At 33.3% G+C, this 15,187-nt stretch carries 16 protein-coding genes and 1 pseudogene; 4 read left to right on the forward strand and 13 right to left on the reverse strand.

Annotated elements, in window-relative coordinates; all coding sequences use genetic code 11:
- Positions 1–171: 171 nt before the first annotated feature.
- The 8 genes from ACFX4L_RS23070 to ACFX4L_RS23105 all read right to left on the reverse strand — a co-directional run bounded on the left by ACFX4L_RS23070 (position 172) and on the right by ACFX4L_RS23105 (position 7,315).
- Entirely contained in the window at positions 172–1,686 is a 1,515-nt protein-coding gene (locus ACFX4L_RS23070) for a serine/threonine protein kinase (protein ID WP_377406319.1), read from the reverse strand.
- Positions 1,687–2,244: 558 nt separating this feature from the next.
- Positions 2,245–2,403 carry a FeoB-associated Cys-rich membrane protein gene (locus ACFX4L_RS23075; protein WP_377406322.1) on the reverse strand — a complete coding sequence of 53 codons (159 nt, stop codon included), beginning with the start codon at positions 2,401–2,403 and terminating at the stop codon, positions 2,245–2,247.
- Between the two features lie 16 nt (positions 2,404–2,419).
- A complete protein-coding gene (gene feoB / locus ACFX4L_RS23080; protein WP_377406324.1) occupies positions 2,420–4,432 on the reverse strand; it encodes a ferrous iron transport protein B in 2,013 nt (670 codons plus the stop codon).
- Position 4,433: 1 nt separating this feature from the next.
- Entirely contained in the window at positions 4,434–4,661 is a 228-nt protein-coding gene (locus ACFX4L_RS23085; RefSeq protein ID WP_377406326.1) for a FeoA family protein, read from the reverse strand.
- Positions 4,662–5,067: 406 nt separating this feature from the next.
- Positions 5,068–5,601: a hypothetical protein gene (locus ACFX4L_RS23090; protein WP_377406329.1), complete on the reverse strand. Its 534-nt coding sequence runs from the start codon at positions 5,599–5,601 to the stop codon at positions 5,068–5,070.
- A gap of 159 nt (positions 5,602–5,760) precedes the next feature.
- Positions 5,761–6,219, reverse strand: a complete 459-nt coding sequence (locus tag ACFX4L_RS23095; protein ID WP_048678128.1) for an NUDIX hydrolase — start codon at positions 6,217–6,219, stop codon at positions 5,761–5,763.
- A gap of 151 nt (positions 6,220–6,370) precedes the next feature.
- A complete protein-coding gene (locus ACFX4L_RS23100) occupies positions 6,371–6,598 on the reverse strand; it encodes a DUF3953 domain-containing protein (RefSeq protein ID WP_377406332.1) in 228 nt (75 codons plus the stop codon).
- A gap of 228 nt (positions 6,599–6,826) precedes the next feature.
- Positions 6,827–7,315 carry a hypothetical protein gene (locus ACFX4L_RS23105; protein ID WP_377406335.1) on the reverse strand — a complete coding sequence of 163 codons (489 nt, stop codon included), beginning with the start codon at positions 7,313–7,315 and terminating at the stop codon, positions 6,827–6,829.
- A 458-nt stretch (positions 7,316–7,773) separates the two neighbouring features.
- On the opposite strand from ACFX4L_RS23105, the gene ACFX4L_RS23110 reads away from it, so the two are divergent.
- The 3 genes and pseudogenes from ACFX4L_RS23110 to ACFX4L_RS23120 form a co-directional block, all read left to right on the forward strand.
- Positions 7,774–8,781 carry an amidase domain-containing protein gene (locus ACFX4L_RS23110; RefSeq protein WP_377406337.1) on the forward strand — a complete coding sequence of 336 codons (1,008 nt, stop codon included), beginning with the start codon at positions 7,774–7,776 and terminating at the stop codon, positions 8,779–8,781.
- A gap of 15 nt (positions 8,782–8,796) precedes the next feature.
- Positions 8,797–9,213, forward strand: coding sequence for a hypothetical protein (locus tag ACFX4L_RS23115; protein ID WP_377406340.1), 417 nt, complete (start codon positions 8,797–8,799; stop codon positions 9,211–9,213).
- Between the two features lie 51 nt (positions 9,214–9,264).
- Positions 9,265–9,342, forward strand: a pseudogene (locus tag ACFX4L_RS23120) (recombinase family protein); the annotation flags it as partial.
- Positions 9,343–10,216: 874 nt separating this feature from the next.
- On the opposite strand, the gene ACFX4L_RS23125 reads toward ACFX4L_RS23120, so the two are convergent.
- Positions 10,217–11,260: a serine hydrolase domain-containing protein gene (locus ACFX4L_RS23125; protein WP_377406342.1), complete on the reverse strand. Its 1,044-nt coding sequence runs from the start codon at positions 11,258–11,260 to the stop codon at positions 10,217–10,219.
- A 1,025-nt stretch (positions 11,261–12,285) separates the two neighbouring features.
- On the opposite strand from ACFX4L_RS23125, the gene ACFX4L_RS23130 reads away from it, so the two are divergent.
- Positions 12,286–13,086: a COG4705 family protein gene (locus tag ACFX4L_RS23130; RefSeq protein WP_089364784.1), complete on the forward strand. Its 801-nt coding sequence runs from the start codon at positions 12,286–12,288 to the stop codon at positions 13,084–13,086.
- 327 nt (positions 13,087–13,413) lie between these two features.
- Here ACFX4L_RS23130 and ACFX4L_RS23135 read toward each other — a convergent pair whose 3' ends face one another.
- From ACFX4L_RS23135 to ACFX4L_RS23150, 4 genes are all read right to left on the reverse strand, one after another.
- Positions 13,414–13,854: a GNAT family N-acetyltransferase gene (locus ACFX4L_RS23135; RefSeq protein WP_377406345.1), complete on the reverse strand. Its 441-nt coding sequence runs from the start codon at positions 13,852–13,854 to the stop codon at positions 13,414–13,416.
- Between the two features lie 184 nt (positions 13,855–14,038).
- Positions 14,039–14,272, reverse strand: coding sequence for a hypothetical protein (locus ACFX4L_RS23140; RefSeq protein WP_289320650.1), 234 nt, complete (start codon positions 14,270–14,272; stop codon positions 14,039–14,041).
- Between the two features lie 151 nt (positions 14,273–14,423).
- Positions 14,424–14,657, reverse strand: a complete 234-nt coding sequence (locus tag ACFX4L_RS23145) for a YczI family protein (protein ID WP_377386546.1) — start codon at positions 14,655–14,657, stop codon at positions 14,424–14,426.
- A 166-nt stretch (positions 14,658–14,823) separates the two neighbouring features.
- A complete protein-coding gene (locus ACFX4L_RS23150; RefSeq protein WP_377406347.1) occupies positions 14,824–15,102 on the reverse strand; it encodes a hypothetical protein in 279 nt (92 codons plus the stop codon).
- Positions 15,103–15,187 lie beyond the last annotated feature (85 nt).

Here is a 15,187-nt window from a genome sequence, read left to right on the forward strand (position 1 = left end):
GTTGAGAAATTGGGCTTTTTATATTTATAGTGCAAAATAGCGCTTGAAATATATGCAAAATAACTCCCAAAGTGACACAAAAAAAATTCTATTTTTAAGAGTGTCTTAAAGTTTTAACTTTTAGACATCACATAAAATAAAACCTGAAGCGGTTTCGCTCCAGGCTTGGTACTATAATCTATATCCTACTTCTCTATGCTTATTCTTTCTTAAATTCTTTATCAATTGAACTACTGCTTCCTTGTTTATTTCCTTTTGTTTCTGAAACGCATATAAAAAAGAATCATTCGCCATTATAATTGAAGAGTGAAACATAGTTCCAATGAAATAATACTTATAATCATTGGATCTATTGCGTTCTTCTATTTGGAGGTCTGCGATTCTATACACTTTATCATCAATTTCAAAATATCCTGAACTAAGGTGATGGGCATCTACTATATGTTCATCGTTTATTTTTAACGCATAATAGCTCTCTTCTCCATTAATAATAAAAGGTTCATTTTCTTCTGTTTCAAATATGATTAAGTCATCATAACTACTTCCTGTATATAACCAAATTCCTTTGATTTTTAATTCTCTATAACCATCTAACAAAATTTTCTTATTTCCCAAATACAGTAGATTACTAAAATCATTATTTCCTATCCCGGTATTAAACCAAAGTTTTTTCTTAAAGTTTTGTTTATTGATATTTTCCACAAATCTTTTTATATATTTTTCATCATCAACAAACTGTACTCCTTGATATACAGAGGGACATGTAGCTCTAATAACATCATTTAACAAATACATTTCTTCAAAAGGATCAACTTTTCTTCTGGATTCCTTAATTTCGTCAATATGTTCAAGAATTTCATTAACATTTTGATACCTTTGTTCGTGGTTATTATAAAGGCACTTATTTAACACTATTTCAATGACTTCTGCTTCCTCTGATGTAAAAACATCAGTAATTCTGCTTCTATTTGTTCCTCTATGCGTTGCTCCAAATACATACCATTGGCAAACTTGACCAAGAGCATATATATCCATCGATGGGGCAGGAACAGCACCTTTATTTGCTTGTTCAGGAGCTGAAAACTCATAATTCGCTAACCTTTCTCTTCTTTCAGTTTTTGCTTTTAATGTATATAACTCAGGATTATAGTTAGCAATTCCAAAATCAGTTAAAGTAAAGTCAATTTCTTTTGTTACTAAAATATTTTCTGGCTTAATATCCCTATGTATTATTCCATTTTGGTGTATTTTATCTAAAGTATTAAGTAAAAAGTAAAATAATTTTATAAATGTCTCTTCACTTATTTCCGAAGTATCACCTCGTAAAGCTTTGAGTGATTTGTCGTACCTTTTCATAATAATTGCTGGAACCAAATAGCCTTCTTCTAAAGAAATTTCTTCATAATTTATATAGTTAACTATGTTACTACGGTCTCCCAATAGATTAATATTGAAATATTCAGCTTTAAAACGTTGTAATTTACTCTTCCTACTATCTTCTACGAGAAACTTTATGGCAACCTCTTGATTATTCTGGACCCCACCATAAACAAGACCGTTCCCACCTTGACCTATTTCCTCTAAATTAGAAATTTCTCCTAATGACAAAATAATGGACCCTTTATTTTGCTTGATAAAACGCCTTACTCTTGTCACTAAATTTATATTTTCATCTTCTTTAGACATTGTATCCTCCCGTATCTACAAAAATAATTATCAACAAACCAATTAACAAATCTTACTCCTATTAACCATTATCTTCTCTATAAATACAACAATAAAAAGGAAAAGAATCATTCTTAATGGGGTAGCATCACATCGCCATCAAGCTAACAATAACGAGTTACCCCAAAACGATAAAAACGAGTAAGATTCACAAAATTTCCGTTCTGCGGGTATTATGATATCTTACCTTGATGGGCATGGGGTCTTACCACATCGCCATCAAGCTAACAATAACGAGTTACCCCAAAACGATAAAAACGAGTAAGATTCACAAAATTTTCGTTCTGGGGTATTATGATATCTTACCTTGATGGGAATGTGGCGGTACCCCATATACAACTATACTAATAAAGAAGGAAATTATAAAAAGCCCAATATCTCAGCATTAACATTGAGAAATTAGGCTTTTTTCGTTACTCTATCAACGCACTCCGATTTTTGAAGATCATTACTTAAACCTTATTCAAGATAAGCGCCCTTTAATGGAATACCAAGGAGCTTCTTTTCACAATCTGGCTCTTATTTTTGTTGGGGATAAAATGTACTGCAATTCGTTTTACAAGTTTTAGAAAGTTCACAGCTTGCACATTTCCCCTTTTTACTCTTCATTATGGAGCTGTAAAGAGCCCAACCTGCATAACCAAATATTAAAACACCTATAATAATGTTAAAAATCATTTTGATCAATTCCTTTCTAAACACCGATTCCTAACCATTGTCCACCATGGAACACAACAAAAGAAATGGCGTATGCAACAACCAATCCATATCCTATAGAAAAAAACATCCATTTCTTAGAACCTGTCTCTTTCTGTATTGTTGCTACTGTTGCCAAGCACGGTACATATAACAAGATAAATACCATAAAACTATAGGCTGATAATGGTGTAAATACATGAGAAACAACATGTTGCAAACTTCCACCATCAGGTACGAAATAAATCACATTCATTGATGATACAACAACTTCTTTTGCCAGAAACCCTGTAACTAGACTAGCTACAGCTTGCCAAGTGCCAAAGCCAAGAGGTGAAAAGATTGGAGCAATCCAGCTACAAACAATGGACAAGAAGCTATGATCAGCAGGTACGTTGAACCCCGCTGGTCCTACATTAGAAAGAATCCAAATGGCAACCGTTCCACCAAGTATGAAAGTGCCAGCCTTTTTCACAAACCCCTTTCCTTTTTCCCATGTACTTCTCATCAATGTTCTATACTGAGGGATACGATACGGCGGCAATTCAATTACAAAAATGGATCCTTCACTTTTGATGAAGAAAGAAAAAATTTTAGCTAAAATAATGGCAACAACTATACCAAGAACATACAGCGATAAAACGATCAGTGCTTGATGGCTCTTAAAGAATACTCCAACAAATAAACTATATACTGTTAATCGTGCTGAGCAGGACATTAATGGATTTAATAATATCGTAAGTAGTCTTTCTTTAGGTTGTTCAATTGTTCGTGCTCCCATAATAGCCGGTACGTTACAACCAAACCCAATAATTAATGGAATGAATGCTTTACCGTTTAAACCAACTAGTTCCATTACCCTGTCCATGACCACTGCAATCCTAGCCATATAACCAGAGTCTTCAAGTAATGAAATAAAGAAAAACAAGATAAAGATTTGAGGAACAAAAACCAGCACCCCACCAACACCACCAATAATCCCTTGAACAATAACATCTTGAATGAACTGCGACACATTCAGTGCTGTTAATCCTTTTTCAATCCAAGTTGTCAAAGGTCCAGAAAAAAATTGGTCTAGTAAATCGGATAATGGCGTTCCAAGCCAATCGAACGTTAATTTAAAAATGAGAAACATAAAAGTTAGAAAAATAACAAGACCTAAATATCGGTTCGTTACAATAGGATCAATATATTCTGTAAATATTTTATGATCTTTGTTCTTTGTTGTTAAGCAATCATTAAGAATAGAATTTATGAATGCTTGACGCTTCTTAAATAGATAAAGGCGGATTGATTTTTCCCCATATTTTTCTTGGATAATGGATTCAATCTTTTCTTGTTGCTTTTCAAGTTGTGCTTTACTAATGCACTCTTCTAATTTTTTTCTGACAACAAAGTTACCTTCTAATAATTGAATCGCCAACCAGCGAGGGTTTATTTTATTCTCACTAGGTATCATTTGAATGATCTCTTGAATTAATTCTTCAACCTCCGGACCATAATCAATCAATATATTTGATGGTTGTAAATGAGGTTTAACCAGGAAATCCCCTAACTCACGACACCCTTTTCCCGTTCTTGCGATAATGGATTGAACAGGAATACCAAGACGTTTTGAAAGCATATCTTGATCAATATGTATTCCTTGAGAACGCGCAACATCTATCATGTTTAACCCTAGAACCATAGGCGCACCAAATTCTAGCAATTGAATGGTTAGCTGTAAGTTTCTAAGCAATTGTGATGCGTCAACTATATTTAAGATTGCTTGGAATGGATCATTTAATAAGTATTCTGTCGCTACCGCTTCATCCTTTGATAGGGGATTTAGTGTATATATTCCTGGTAAATCAATGAGTAAATCTTTCTTATTCTTCATTTCCCCTACCTTTTTCTCAACAGTCACACCACTCCAATTCCCAACATATGCATATGAGCCAGTTAACATGTTAAAAAGGGAGGTTTTTCCCGTGTTTGGGTTTCCGAATAAGGCAATTTCCATATTTGACATCTCACGCCTGCTCCACTTCGATGCAATTTACATCTTTTTTTCTTAGACTAAGACATTGACCACAAACTTCAAGCATGTATGGGCCACCGAATGGCATCGCATACTTAGAGCATATCTCAACACCTTCAATAACACCTAAATCTATAAGACGCTTCTGAACAATTGTATTTACTCTCGATAGATCAATAATACGATATGTAGTACCATGTTTAACTTCAGTTAAATTCAATCTGCCTCACACCTTTACAGAAGATAATAATAAAATGCTATTTTGGTATAAAAATAACTTTAATGACTCTCTTGTTTTAATAACCTTTTTATGAACATTTATTAAAATGTTTAAAAGATAGAAAGATAAAAATTCACAGCTTTCTTATTTAAGTCATTATAGGAAAAAAGGGTGACCCCAGAGTCCAGCACTTTGTTTTGATGTTGAAATCCCTTGAATGATATTGATAATCTTTATCAATCGTGAGTTTAGTTTAGGTTAATTTTCTTTTTGAGTCAAGTGATTTTTGGATAGTAGATGGGGTCCCACCACATGCCCATTGACAATATTTCATCTTCCACTTAACCTCCTCCATTACTTCAAATAAAAAAGAAACTTTACTCTTTTATCTTCACGTCCCCCTACTTTACCTTTCTTTTTTTGGAAACAAGGTATAACTAAAACTGATGATAAAATCAATAACCAAGATCAATGTCCATAATTTTAAAGTATTAAGCAATTCTTGAGTCTGAGAAGGATTATTAATCGAAAAGATCATCACTGCTAAAAGAGCTCCTCCTATTAACCAAGAAACAAAATGCTGGAACCATCCTATACGCTCCCGTCTAGCATGTTCCCTTCCGAACTTTTTCTTTTTTATAGGTTTTTCACCATTTCCATATTTATAAGCGAAATGCGCATCCGCCCATTTGATCATCTGATGCCCAAACGCTACACTTACCCCTATATAAATGGCAGAAAGTCCATGTACGGTTGTTGCAATAGCCCCATTTTTTAAATCTAAAACAGTAGCAATGAGTAAAATGATATCGACGATTGGTGTACAAATAAGCAACAATGTACCAAGCTTCTTTTTCTTTAAAATATATCTAACTAATAATCCTGCTAAAACAAACACCCAAAATCCAATCTCACAGAAAATAATTAACCAACCAATCAATTCAACACCCCTTTATTTAATACAACTGTATTATTATAACAATTATTCCCAAAAAAGTGTGAATTCTTAATGAACTAAACTGCCCCGTTAGTGCCATAAGAAAAGGAGCTGATGATCAGCTCCTGGTAATGAAGTAAAGGACTGTTAGCTTAATATGAATTATTTACTTAGTTGTTCATTATAAATACTAATTGAATGTACCTTCTCTTTTAATAAGTTATCTATTATTTGCTTTAGTACCCTGGGTTCACGTAGTTCTTCATTATCAAATTTCACAAGGTCATTCACCTTAATCCATCTACTGTCTAAAATTTCATCTTCTTCAAGATTTAATGAACCACCATTAACCTCACCAGTAAAATGAAATAGAATAACTTGATTGTTTGTACTACTGATAAAATTATATACACCCGTTGTACCATTAAGTTTTACATCAAAGCCTGTTTCCTCTTTTACCTCCCTACGAGCTGAATAGAGAATGTCTTCACCATATTCAATGCGTCCACTTGGAAAGTTCCACTTATCAATAGCAGTTGGTTTATTTTCTCTAATTATTAAGACTTCATCATCTCTGAATATTGATACACTAACTACTAAAACTATCCCATTATGAGCCATCCTTTTCTCCTCAAGTATTTAATTTTATATTTATTACTACCTTTTTCTCTAATTAACACCTGATTACCTTCTACTACCACTAACCTGCCCCGATAGTTGCATAAAAAAAAGCTGCCATAAAGACAGCTTCGGTTTTAAGCTAACGCACCCGTTAATTCATTAAAAAACCCTGTATGGAAACAAAGAAAAGAAATAATGAGACAACAACGCACCCAAAAAATCCTCCTTTTCTATCTTTTTGAAGTTCGACTAATCCTGTTACCAACATAAGTGCCCCCACGATCAACATAAAATACGGCATTACAAAGGTTTCAGTTATTAGCTGATAGGCTGATAAAGCAAGAACAATTAACGCTAAGATAATTTTAACTATTTTCAAGAATATATTTCCTCCTTAAAATCAAGTTCGATACAATTTTTTATTTAATCATACCATTTAACATCTTTTATTTGTGTGAAAATGGAAATTCCTTAATGAACTATCCTGCCCCGTTAGTTGCATAGGTACTAAGCTGCGCATATGGTCCCAAATTTCGCTTTTGGATGCCCCTACCCCTAATATAGAACACGAAAAAACACTATTTTAAATATTAACTAAAAAGTCTCCCTAAATTGGGAGATCTACTTCATCGTTCATTTTATCTATCAAAAATGGAAGTTCTGTAATTGATCTTAAATTTGAATACACTTCAAATGAATGAAATTCTATTTCACTCAGTTTAGTAGCAACATTAAATTCACCAATTAAAGTATCAAGTAATAAAAAGGTAGCCCCTACCCAATCATCATTATCTGGATTGAAACCCTTTATATATAGATCTAGCTCTATTGTTTCAGCGTCTGCTGTTTTATAACAAAAAAACACGTCTTCAGGTTTTAACTCAATATCATTAAACTGAATATTAAAAGTTTCTCCTCTTTGACGGTAAGCGATTATCTTGAAACTTTCCATTTTAGGTGCTTCTTTCACAAGACCTTTTACAGCTGGGAAAGCCGATAAATTACCGTCAGCACTAATAATGAATTCACGTCTTCCATCAATTAATTCAACACTAAATTCGAATACTAAATTTGGATTTATTTTCGATGAGGGCATCTCATTGTAAAAGGTGAAGAGAAATCTTCAAAGTCTTCCTAGGTAATAGGAACCTCACCCTGAGGACAAGGTATAGATGTTTTCATAGACAAGTCTCCTAGTTTATGCTTTTTCCTAATTATAAATAAAATTATAGTTTTAGAGGCTTTCGAGAAAAACAAAATATGGAAAACTGCTTTTAAGGGCCGATTGTTGTACGAAATGTTTTTAACTCAAATTGAGTGTGTAGCCATCCTCCGTTTAAACAAGAAACATTTCGCACAAGTAAAGCACCTGTTAGCAATCGGGCGCTTTTCCGGAGTAAGGAGTGCTCTCTTTTCACGTCTAAGTGTTAGTTTCTGATTAAAATATAATATTATTTTGGTTATATAATAAAATAATGAGAAAAATGTAGAAATTTGGATATATTATTGTTAATATACTATAGTATGGAAAAATATGTATAGGGAGAGAAAAAATTGAAAAGAATATTCGGTTTATTATTTTGTGCAACATTGTTCTTAACCAACGTAAATTCCAACTTTGTAAAGGCTAATGAAGAACCATTGGAAAAACCAAGAGAGGAATATACTCTTGAAGAGGCAGAAAAAGCATTTTTGACCTATTTAAATGAAAAACAATTAAACTACGAAATGGGTTCCCCTGAATATAGTGAATATGTAATGAAACTGAACTATGAAGAGGAAACTAATACTGAATTAGCAGAGGATCCATCATACGGTATTATAGCAGCGTATATTTCTGAATATACGTATGCGTATGAAACAAATTTAGGAATGTATGAAGATTCCAACACAGAAGAAAGTCAAACACCCGAAGTATTAGAAGCTCAAAAGGAAGAGTTTTTAAATGCTTTAGAAGTACAAAAAGAAAAAACTATAGGAGATATTGAAGCCGAAATAGAAGTTGAAGAGGAAAAACAGGAAGGTATTCCAGAACTTGAATTTTCTACTTATTCAACTTATAGTGTAAGCAAGGCAAAGGCTTACGCAAAAAAATGGTATAATTCTAGAAATAGTTATCAGTATCAATCCCAAAAAAACGATTGTACTAATTTCGTATCACAAATTTTATTTGCCGGTGGAAAAAGCAAGAAAAAACCATCTCCTGTTCCCGCGAGCACTAGTAATACAAAATACTGGTATAGTTATATGAATGATAGTGGCAAAGTTCCAACCTTTAAAAAATCAACATCATGGATAAATGTTTCAGATTTTTATGCCTTTTGGAGCAAAACTCAATCAACAAAGTCTAGTACAAGCAAAAAAACGCTTATTAGCTATGCAGATGTAGGAGATGTAATCCAATTTAAAAAAGACGAGGAAACTAGATACTCACATTCTATGTTTGTATATGAGAAATCTGATGGAACCCTGTATCTATCTGGTCATACAAATAATTATTTAAAGAGAAACTTCAAAAATATTAGTACTGATTGGGTAAAATATCGCGTCATTAAATTTTAACTTGGAGAGAATACAATGAAAAAAAGTTATTTAGTTTTCTTGATACCGCTATTAGTAATTTTGTTAGGCATTTATTGGTATAACTCCACTGGATCTATTTCTGGGAAATCGGATAACGATATGTGGAAAGTGAGTTATAAAGAAAATAGAGATCCAAGTGAACCAACTGGCTGGGATGCCTCGATTAAACAACTTAATGATGACAAAGTTGTTGTCAAAGAAATCGCGCTATTAGAGAATGATAAAACACTAACAACTCTTACAAGTTTTAAAGAAGGAAGACGAGAAGATGGAGCAAAGACTAAATTACATCCTTTTTCTCATGAGTCATTTTATTTAGGTGATGCACCAAAAAAAGAAAATATTTATAAAGCTTCCGTTACTTGGGAAAAGGGCGAAAAAGTACACACAGATATATTTGTTATAGAATAATAGCTTAAGAAAAAGAGCAAGAAAGAATTTGAGCTTGCTCTTTTTCTAATAATGGATACAAGAACCTATACAGGAAAAGCCATGTTCCAAATGATGTGTGTCATTGCAGAATTAGAAAGAAACCTCATCAACGGGAAAGGTTTGCCCAAATGAGGTTGAATTCATTCATAAGTTGTTCGGAGTAGCTGCTTAATCCCAAAGTTAACAGGATATTACCGGATTCTTTGTTTCTATATCATCATTTTTGCACCAGAATCCGATAAAAGTCCAATTTCTCAATTTTTGTGCTGAGAAATTGGACTTTTTAAATATGTGGTCTTGACCCTACCCCTTTATTAAAAGGTAGTATTTTTATATTTACTTATAGTGCAAAATAACGCTTAAAACAGGTAAAAAATAACTCCTAAAGTGACAAGCTTTGAAATAATGATTGATCAAAAGGTCCTACTGAACCCCCATATTAGCGTAAACACAAAGAATCCATTTGAAAAAAATGTTCAAAATGGATTATTTTTTGTGATCCTTAATGAACTTACGCACCCGTTAGTTGCATAACTAAACCTTGGATACTTCCCATAAACCAATAGAAAACAAAAGGACCATAAGAAGGCACACTATGATATATATCGCCTTTCTTACCTTAAATGGTAGTAAAGTTATCAAAAGATAAACAAAATTACCGAAGATTCCTGCTCCACTTACTACTTCACTCTGCTCTTTATCTTGCTCTTTAGTATATCTAATGGACAATATTAATCCTGTTAGAGATAAAAGAACAAGGAAGAGAAACCCTATATCTATGTTCAATTCAATTTCCCTCTCTTATTATAGGTGGATCTTGTTACTTTATATGCACTTTTCACCACCACTTTTACAAGCTTCTGAATCTAATATATTATAACTCCTTGTTGAACTAAACTGCCCCGTTAGTGCCATAAGAAAAAGGCTGCCGCAGCAACCCCTGTTAATGAACTAAAGCACCCGTTAGTTTAAGTACATTTCTTCACAATCCAGAAGCGTAGGAATCATATATTTCACCAATGATCCCTTTCAATTGATGGACACCTAAATTTGTATTTGTCATTATGACTAATCCTTTTTCTAAATAGGGATATGCAACCATCATACATTGAAAGCCTACTCCCCAACCAAGCGATGAAATTTCTAGTTCTCCTTTTGAATCATCTAAAAACCCCCCTAGTCCAGTCCACTCTTTACAACCTTGGGAGGTTATCAGTTCTTTTGCTTTACTTACAGAAAGTCCAATCTTACTTTTACCTTTTAAAGAATTAATTAATTCAATAACCAAAATGGATAAATCTGAAGGTGTTGTCCATAGCCCTGACGCAGCTTGATAGGGGTATATAGCATATTTTCCATCAACTAATTCTCCACTTTTTTTATGACCACAAGAAAAGTTATCACTATTCTCTTCTGAAATGGTCATTGCTAATGAACTGTTGTGCATTTTTAATGGTTGAAATATTAGTTCGTCCATTATTTCTTCGAAACGTTTACCAGTCACATCTTCTAAAAGTAGTTGTATTATACAATAGCCTGCATCTGAATATTGAAAGTCGCTCTTAGGTTCATAGTTCACTTGAATAGGTACTTTACAATAGGGTGTGTGTCCCTTTAATAGGTCAACGATTGAGGGAATACCGTCATTCGAATTAAGTTCCATAAAACTATCTTCAGGGTCTATAATTCCAGATTGATGACTTAGCAAGTTTCTTAATGTAACATATTGGTTTTCCGTAAATTTATTATCAGGAACTTTCCACGAGGTTAGCTTTTTGTTTATATCCTCATCTAAATCAACAAGACCTTGTTCAGTTAGTAGCAAAACAAGCATCCCGGTTAAGAACTTACTAATCGAACAAGCACTAAAAATAGAATTACTATTTACAATTTTAGTCGTTCCTGCCTCAAGTAAACCATAGTGTTCAGCCATACTAATTTGAGCGTTATTAATTACTGCAATGCTCAAACCATTTACATTATGATAATCCATACGCTCTTTAATGCTTATATTAGTAATTCCCATATTACCCCTCCGTTTTTATAACATTATTTTACCATTAGTGGGGATATACGGTTCATTTTATTTCCTTTGCTTGTGCAGCTAACCTGCCCCGTTAGTTGCATAAAAAAATAGGCTACCGCAGCAACCCTGTTATGGAAGTAAAGCACCAGTTAATTGAACGAAGTCTTACTTTTTAAGAAACTTTCTTATCAATTCATCGCCCAAAATCAATATGATCGCCCACATAATTAGAAACCACCAGCCAAAACTTTTCCAATATGTTGTTGCAATTAAGGTTATTATAAAATACCATCCTAACTTTACCAACCAATATAGAAGCCTCAATATTACACCTTCCAAGTACGATTTTATATATGGATTTTATCCAAGCTATCGAGTTCTTATTAAACAAACCTGCCAGTTAGCCCAAAAAGAAAAATGATCGCCACAGCGATCATCAACTTTTTTACTAACTCCCCCGTTTGCTTAAATACATTTATTCACAATCCTGTTTAGAAGATCTTTGTTGTTCTAGCTTCTGCCACAAAAATTGTAATAGTGGTTATGGACCAACCTAGTGATTTTAAATTTATATGTATCAACCTACTGAGAAAACCTTAAGATTTTCTGAAGTTTAACTGGACCCTATGTACAATTATAAAATGCCACCTATACTTAATAGACATTTAAGTTAATTTTAATTTAGGTTTAATAAATAGCTGACCAATTTGTAATATAGTAGAGACTAGCGTCATCTCAAATGAACAAGAGATGGAAAATACTTAGAAACAATATACTTCATAAAAGGAGATTAATTCTTTTAAAAAAACTTAGCCGTTTCAGAACAAACAAAAATGCTACAACCTTCAAGTCTTCAAATGTTAAGCAAGTTACTAGAAGTTACTATTTGATTTTGACTTACCAAGGTTTTGGGATTTGTACAACTACACTAGGCGTACTAGCTGATGATATGTTATCAACAAGAAAGATTTGCAGCTATATTAACGCCTTTGTCATTGAAAATTATTGGAAGAAGGTCCTTAAATATGAACAAATCTTTATCGATCACCATGAATCAGGCAAAAGAAATGTTTGCTAAAGTTCCGGAAATTACACTTTACTTTTGGATTACTAAGCTACTGACTACTGGAATGGGTGAAGTAGCATCCGATTATTTATTCGAGAATCTAAATCCGCTTATTTCAGCACCGCTAAGTGTTCTTATTTTCGTAGCCGCAATGATATTACAGTTCAAAGTACGTCGATATATACCAAAGGTCTACTGGTTAGTTGTCATTATGGTTAGTATATTTGGCACAATGGCTGCAGATGTGGTTCGTGTTGGACTGGGCATACCCTACATCGTTTCAACCATTTTCTTTATAGTGGCACTCGCCGTCGTTCTCATAGCTTGGTATTCTAAAGAAAAAACTCTGTCCGTACACAGCATTTTCACCCGTCGCCGCGAGATCTTTTACTGGATCACCGTACTGGTTACATTCGCACTCGGTACCGCAGCAGGGGATATGACCGCATCAAGCATGCACTTGGGCTACTTCTCTTCAGGTTTATTATTTACTTTCTTGCTTGTTATTCCAGCTTTGGGTTACCGATTATTTGGTCTTAATGAAATTTTTGCTTTCTGGTTCGCTTATATCATGACGCGTCCAGTAGGTGCCTCGTTCTCGGATTGGTTAGCAGCGTCACATAGCCACGGTGGTCTGGGGATAGACAAAGGTATAGTGAGCCTTGTTTTACTGATCTTTATTATCCTCCTAGTCATCTTTCGGGGAGGCTCACCCGCAAAAGGCGTAGAATTTAACGATGAAAAGGAAAGAGCATCTTAGTAATTATATGCTGTACCCTGGATGGGTACCCTAATGTAGAGTGAGAGAAATAAATTTAAGTTGTGGGAAACCACTTTAAAGAAAGGAAATTATATATGCGAGAAAACCAAAATAAAATGAAAATTTTAGCTTTGAAAAAAAGATTGATCAAAAAGGCCTCTTGAACCTCCATATTAGCGTAAATAAAAAGAATCCATTTTGAACAGTCTTTTTTCAAAATGGATTCTTTTCTTGTGATTTAGTATACAGTTTTTATAAAATACTTTGATTGTTTTTAGTGCTCCTTAATGAACTAACGCACCCGTTAGTTCATTAAGATTCGTGCAATTATAAGTTTTTCTTCATAACTATCCTATGTTCATTTATTACATAATCATTTTTTCGATAAAATGCTTCTGCAAGCCCGCCGTTACCAGTTAATAAATAAAGACTTTTAATATCTCTCTTCTGTAGTTCATCCTCTAAAGAATGTAGTATTTTTGAGCCATAACCTTTACCTTGTATTTCATTATTTACACAAAGCTCTGCCAAATAAAAAGTTAAACCTTGATATGACACTTTACTATTGCCAGCAATAAAACCAACTAGATTATTATCAATATGAAATAAAAATCCAAGAAATTTAGGGGTATGTAATAAGTCAGTAAGTCTCTCTTTAGCAGTTTCGTATGTCCAACTTTCATTCCATGGCTCACTATTAAAAACGTTCATGTAAAGTTCGATACATTGCTCTAAATTCTCCGATGTAATGGGTAACATTTCTGTCATAATCATGCTTCCTTTCTGTTTTTATTAAATTTTAATATATTAATCTAAATTATATCTTATCTTTGTTCAACTAACCTGCCCCTATAGTTCCATAAAAAAAAGCTGCCTTAAAGACAGCTCTGATCTTCAGCTAACGCACCCTTTACTTTAAGTATAATTTCTCACAATATTTATTTACTTAATTTCACTTATTTTGTTTAACTCTAAAAATACTAATACCAGATACTACACACAGTAATAACAGTAATAATAATCTTAACCAATCCATCGCAAGCCAAAGGTCTCCACCATTAACAATATCAGGGCTTAAACCATATTCATCAACAAAAATACCTGAATTCCAAAATAATTTAAGCGAAATAAGTAATGAAAAAAGACTTAATAAAAATACTGTAATTGATAATTTCCTTTTTCCCATTGTAAAACCCCTTTTTTGAACAAAATCTTTTATTAAATCCCCTCTAATTTTACCACAAATAACCATTATACTTATGGAACTATCCTGCCCCTTTAGTTCTATAAGAAAAAGCCGCCTTAAAGACAGCTTTGGATCTCAACTAACGCACCCGTTACTTCAATAAGAAACTTTGGATTGATACAAATAAACTAAATATAAATACAACTATACTTAGCCAGCCGTACCCTTTTTGTCCCTTTTGAAATTCTCTTAATCCCATTACCAACATCGTTAAACCTAAAAACAACATCATATATGGTTGAAACTTAAAATCCTCAGTAATCCATCCATACCCTGCAAGTAAAGTAACTGTTATTGATAAAATAATTTGCAAAAACTTTAACAATTAACTAACCCCCTTCTTTAACCAAGTTACCACATATTCCTAAATGATTGTTAAACTATCCTGCCCCGTTCTTCAGCTAACGCACCCGTTAGTTGAAAAACTATGCTTTTTTATTTTGGGTATTTTCGTATAGATTGATGCTATAAGGGGGCATAAAACACTCCTTTTAAAAACAAGCAATCAAGAATACAAGAAGGATTAACGCACCTATTAACGACATAAAAAACGTTGTGATTAGCAAGGTATGGCGTAATGGTGACTTTATTTTGAAGGCTTTATAGCAAAATAAAATTCCTAACACCAATGCAATTAGAGAGCATATTTGTCCAAACCTTGTATCCAATTTATCTGTCATAAAAACCAACGCATACAAAACAAGCATATGAACAGTAACAAGAAGTATACAGATTGTATTTAATATTTTAGCGTTTTTTAAAATTTCCATACTTCACCTCCCAACTCGAAAGAGTGACGCAAGAAGTCACAAACGTCTTGGAACAGATTCCATTCGTTAAGCCATTACTTGCCAT

This window comes from Peribacillus sp. YIM B13482 (assembly GCF_042787975.1).
In the GTDB taxonomy this organism is placed as follows: domain Bacteria; phylum Bacillota; class Bacilli; order Bacillales; family DSM-1321; genus Peribacillus; species Peribacillus simplex_A.

Excerpts from the sequence above, each read along its gene's own strand:
- feoB (WP_377406324.1), bottom strand. The coding sequence starts at position 4,432 with ATGTCAAATATGGAAATTGCCTTATTCGGAAACCCAAACACGGGAAAA.
- ACFX4L_RS23070 (WP_377406319.1), bottom strand. The coding sequence starts at position 1,686 with ATGTCTAAAGAAGATGAAAATATAAATTTAGTGACAAGAGTAAGGCGT.
- ACFX4L_RS23125 (WP_377406342.1), bottom strand. The coding sequence starts at position 11,260 with ATGGGAATTACTAATATAAGCATTAAAGAGCGTATGGATTATCATAAT.
- ACFX4L_RS23115 (WP_377406340.1), top strand. The coding sequence starts at position 8,797 with ATGAAAAAAAGTTATTTAGTTTTCTTGATACCGCTATTAGTAATTTTG.
- ACFX4L_RS23105 (WP_377406335.1), bottom strand. The coding sequence starts at position 7,315 with ATGCCCTCATCGAAAATAAATCCAAATTTAGTATTCGAATTTAGTGTT.
- ACFX4L_RS23075 (WP_377406322.1), bottom strand. The coding sequence starts at position 2,403 with ATGATTTTTAACATTATTATAGGTGTTTTAATATTTGGTTATGCAGGT.
- ACFX4L_RS23095 (WP_048678128.1), bottom strand. The coding sequence starts at position 6,219 with ATGGCTCATAATGGGATAGTTTTAGTAGTTAGTGTATCAATATTCAGA.
- ACFX4L_RS23140 (WP_289320650.1), bottom strand. The coding sequence starts at position 14,272 with ATGGGAAAAAGGAAATTATCAATTACAGTATTTTTATTAAGTCTTTTT.
- ACFX4L_RS23135 (WP_377406345.1), bottom strand. The coding sequence starts at position 13,854 with ATGACAGAAATGTTACCCATTACATCGGAGAATTTAGAGCAATGTATC.
- ACFX4L_RS23130 (WP_089364784.1), top strand. The coding sequence starts at position 12,286 with ATGAACAAATCTTTATCGATCACCATGAATCAGGCAAAAGAAATGTTT.
- ACFX4L_RS23150 (WP_377406347.1), bottom strand. The coding sequence starts at position 15,102 with ATGGAAATTTTAAAAAACGCTAAAATATTAAATACAATCTGTATACTT.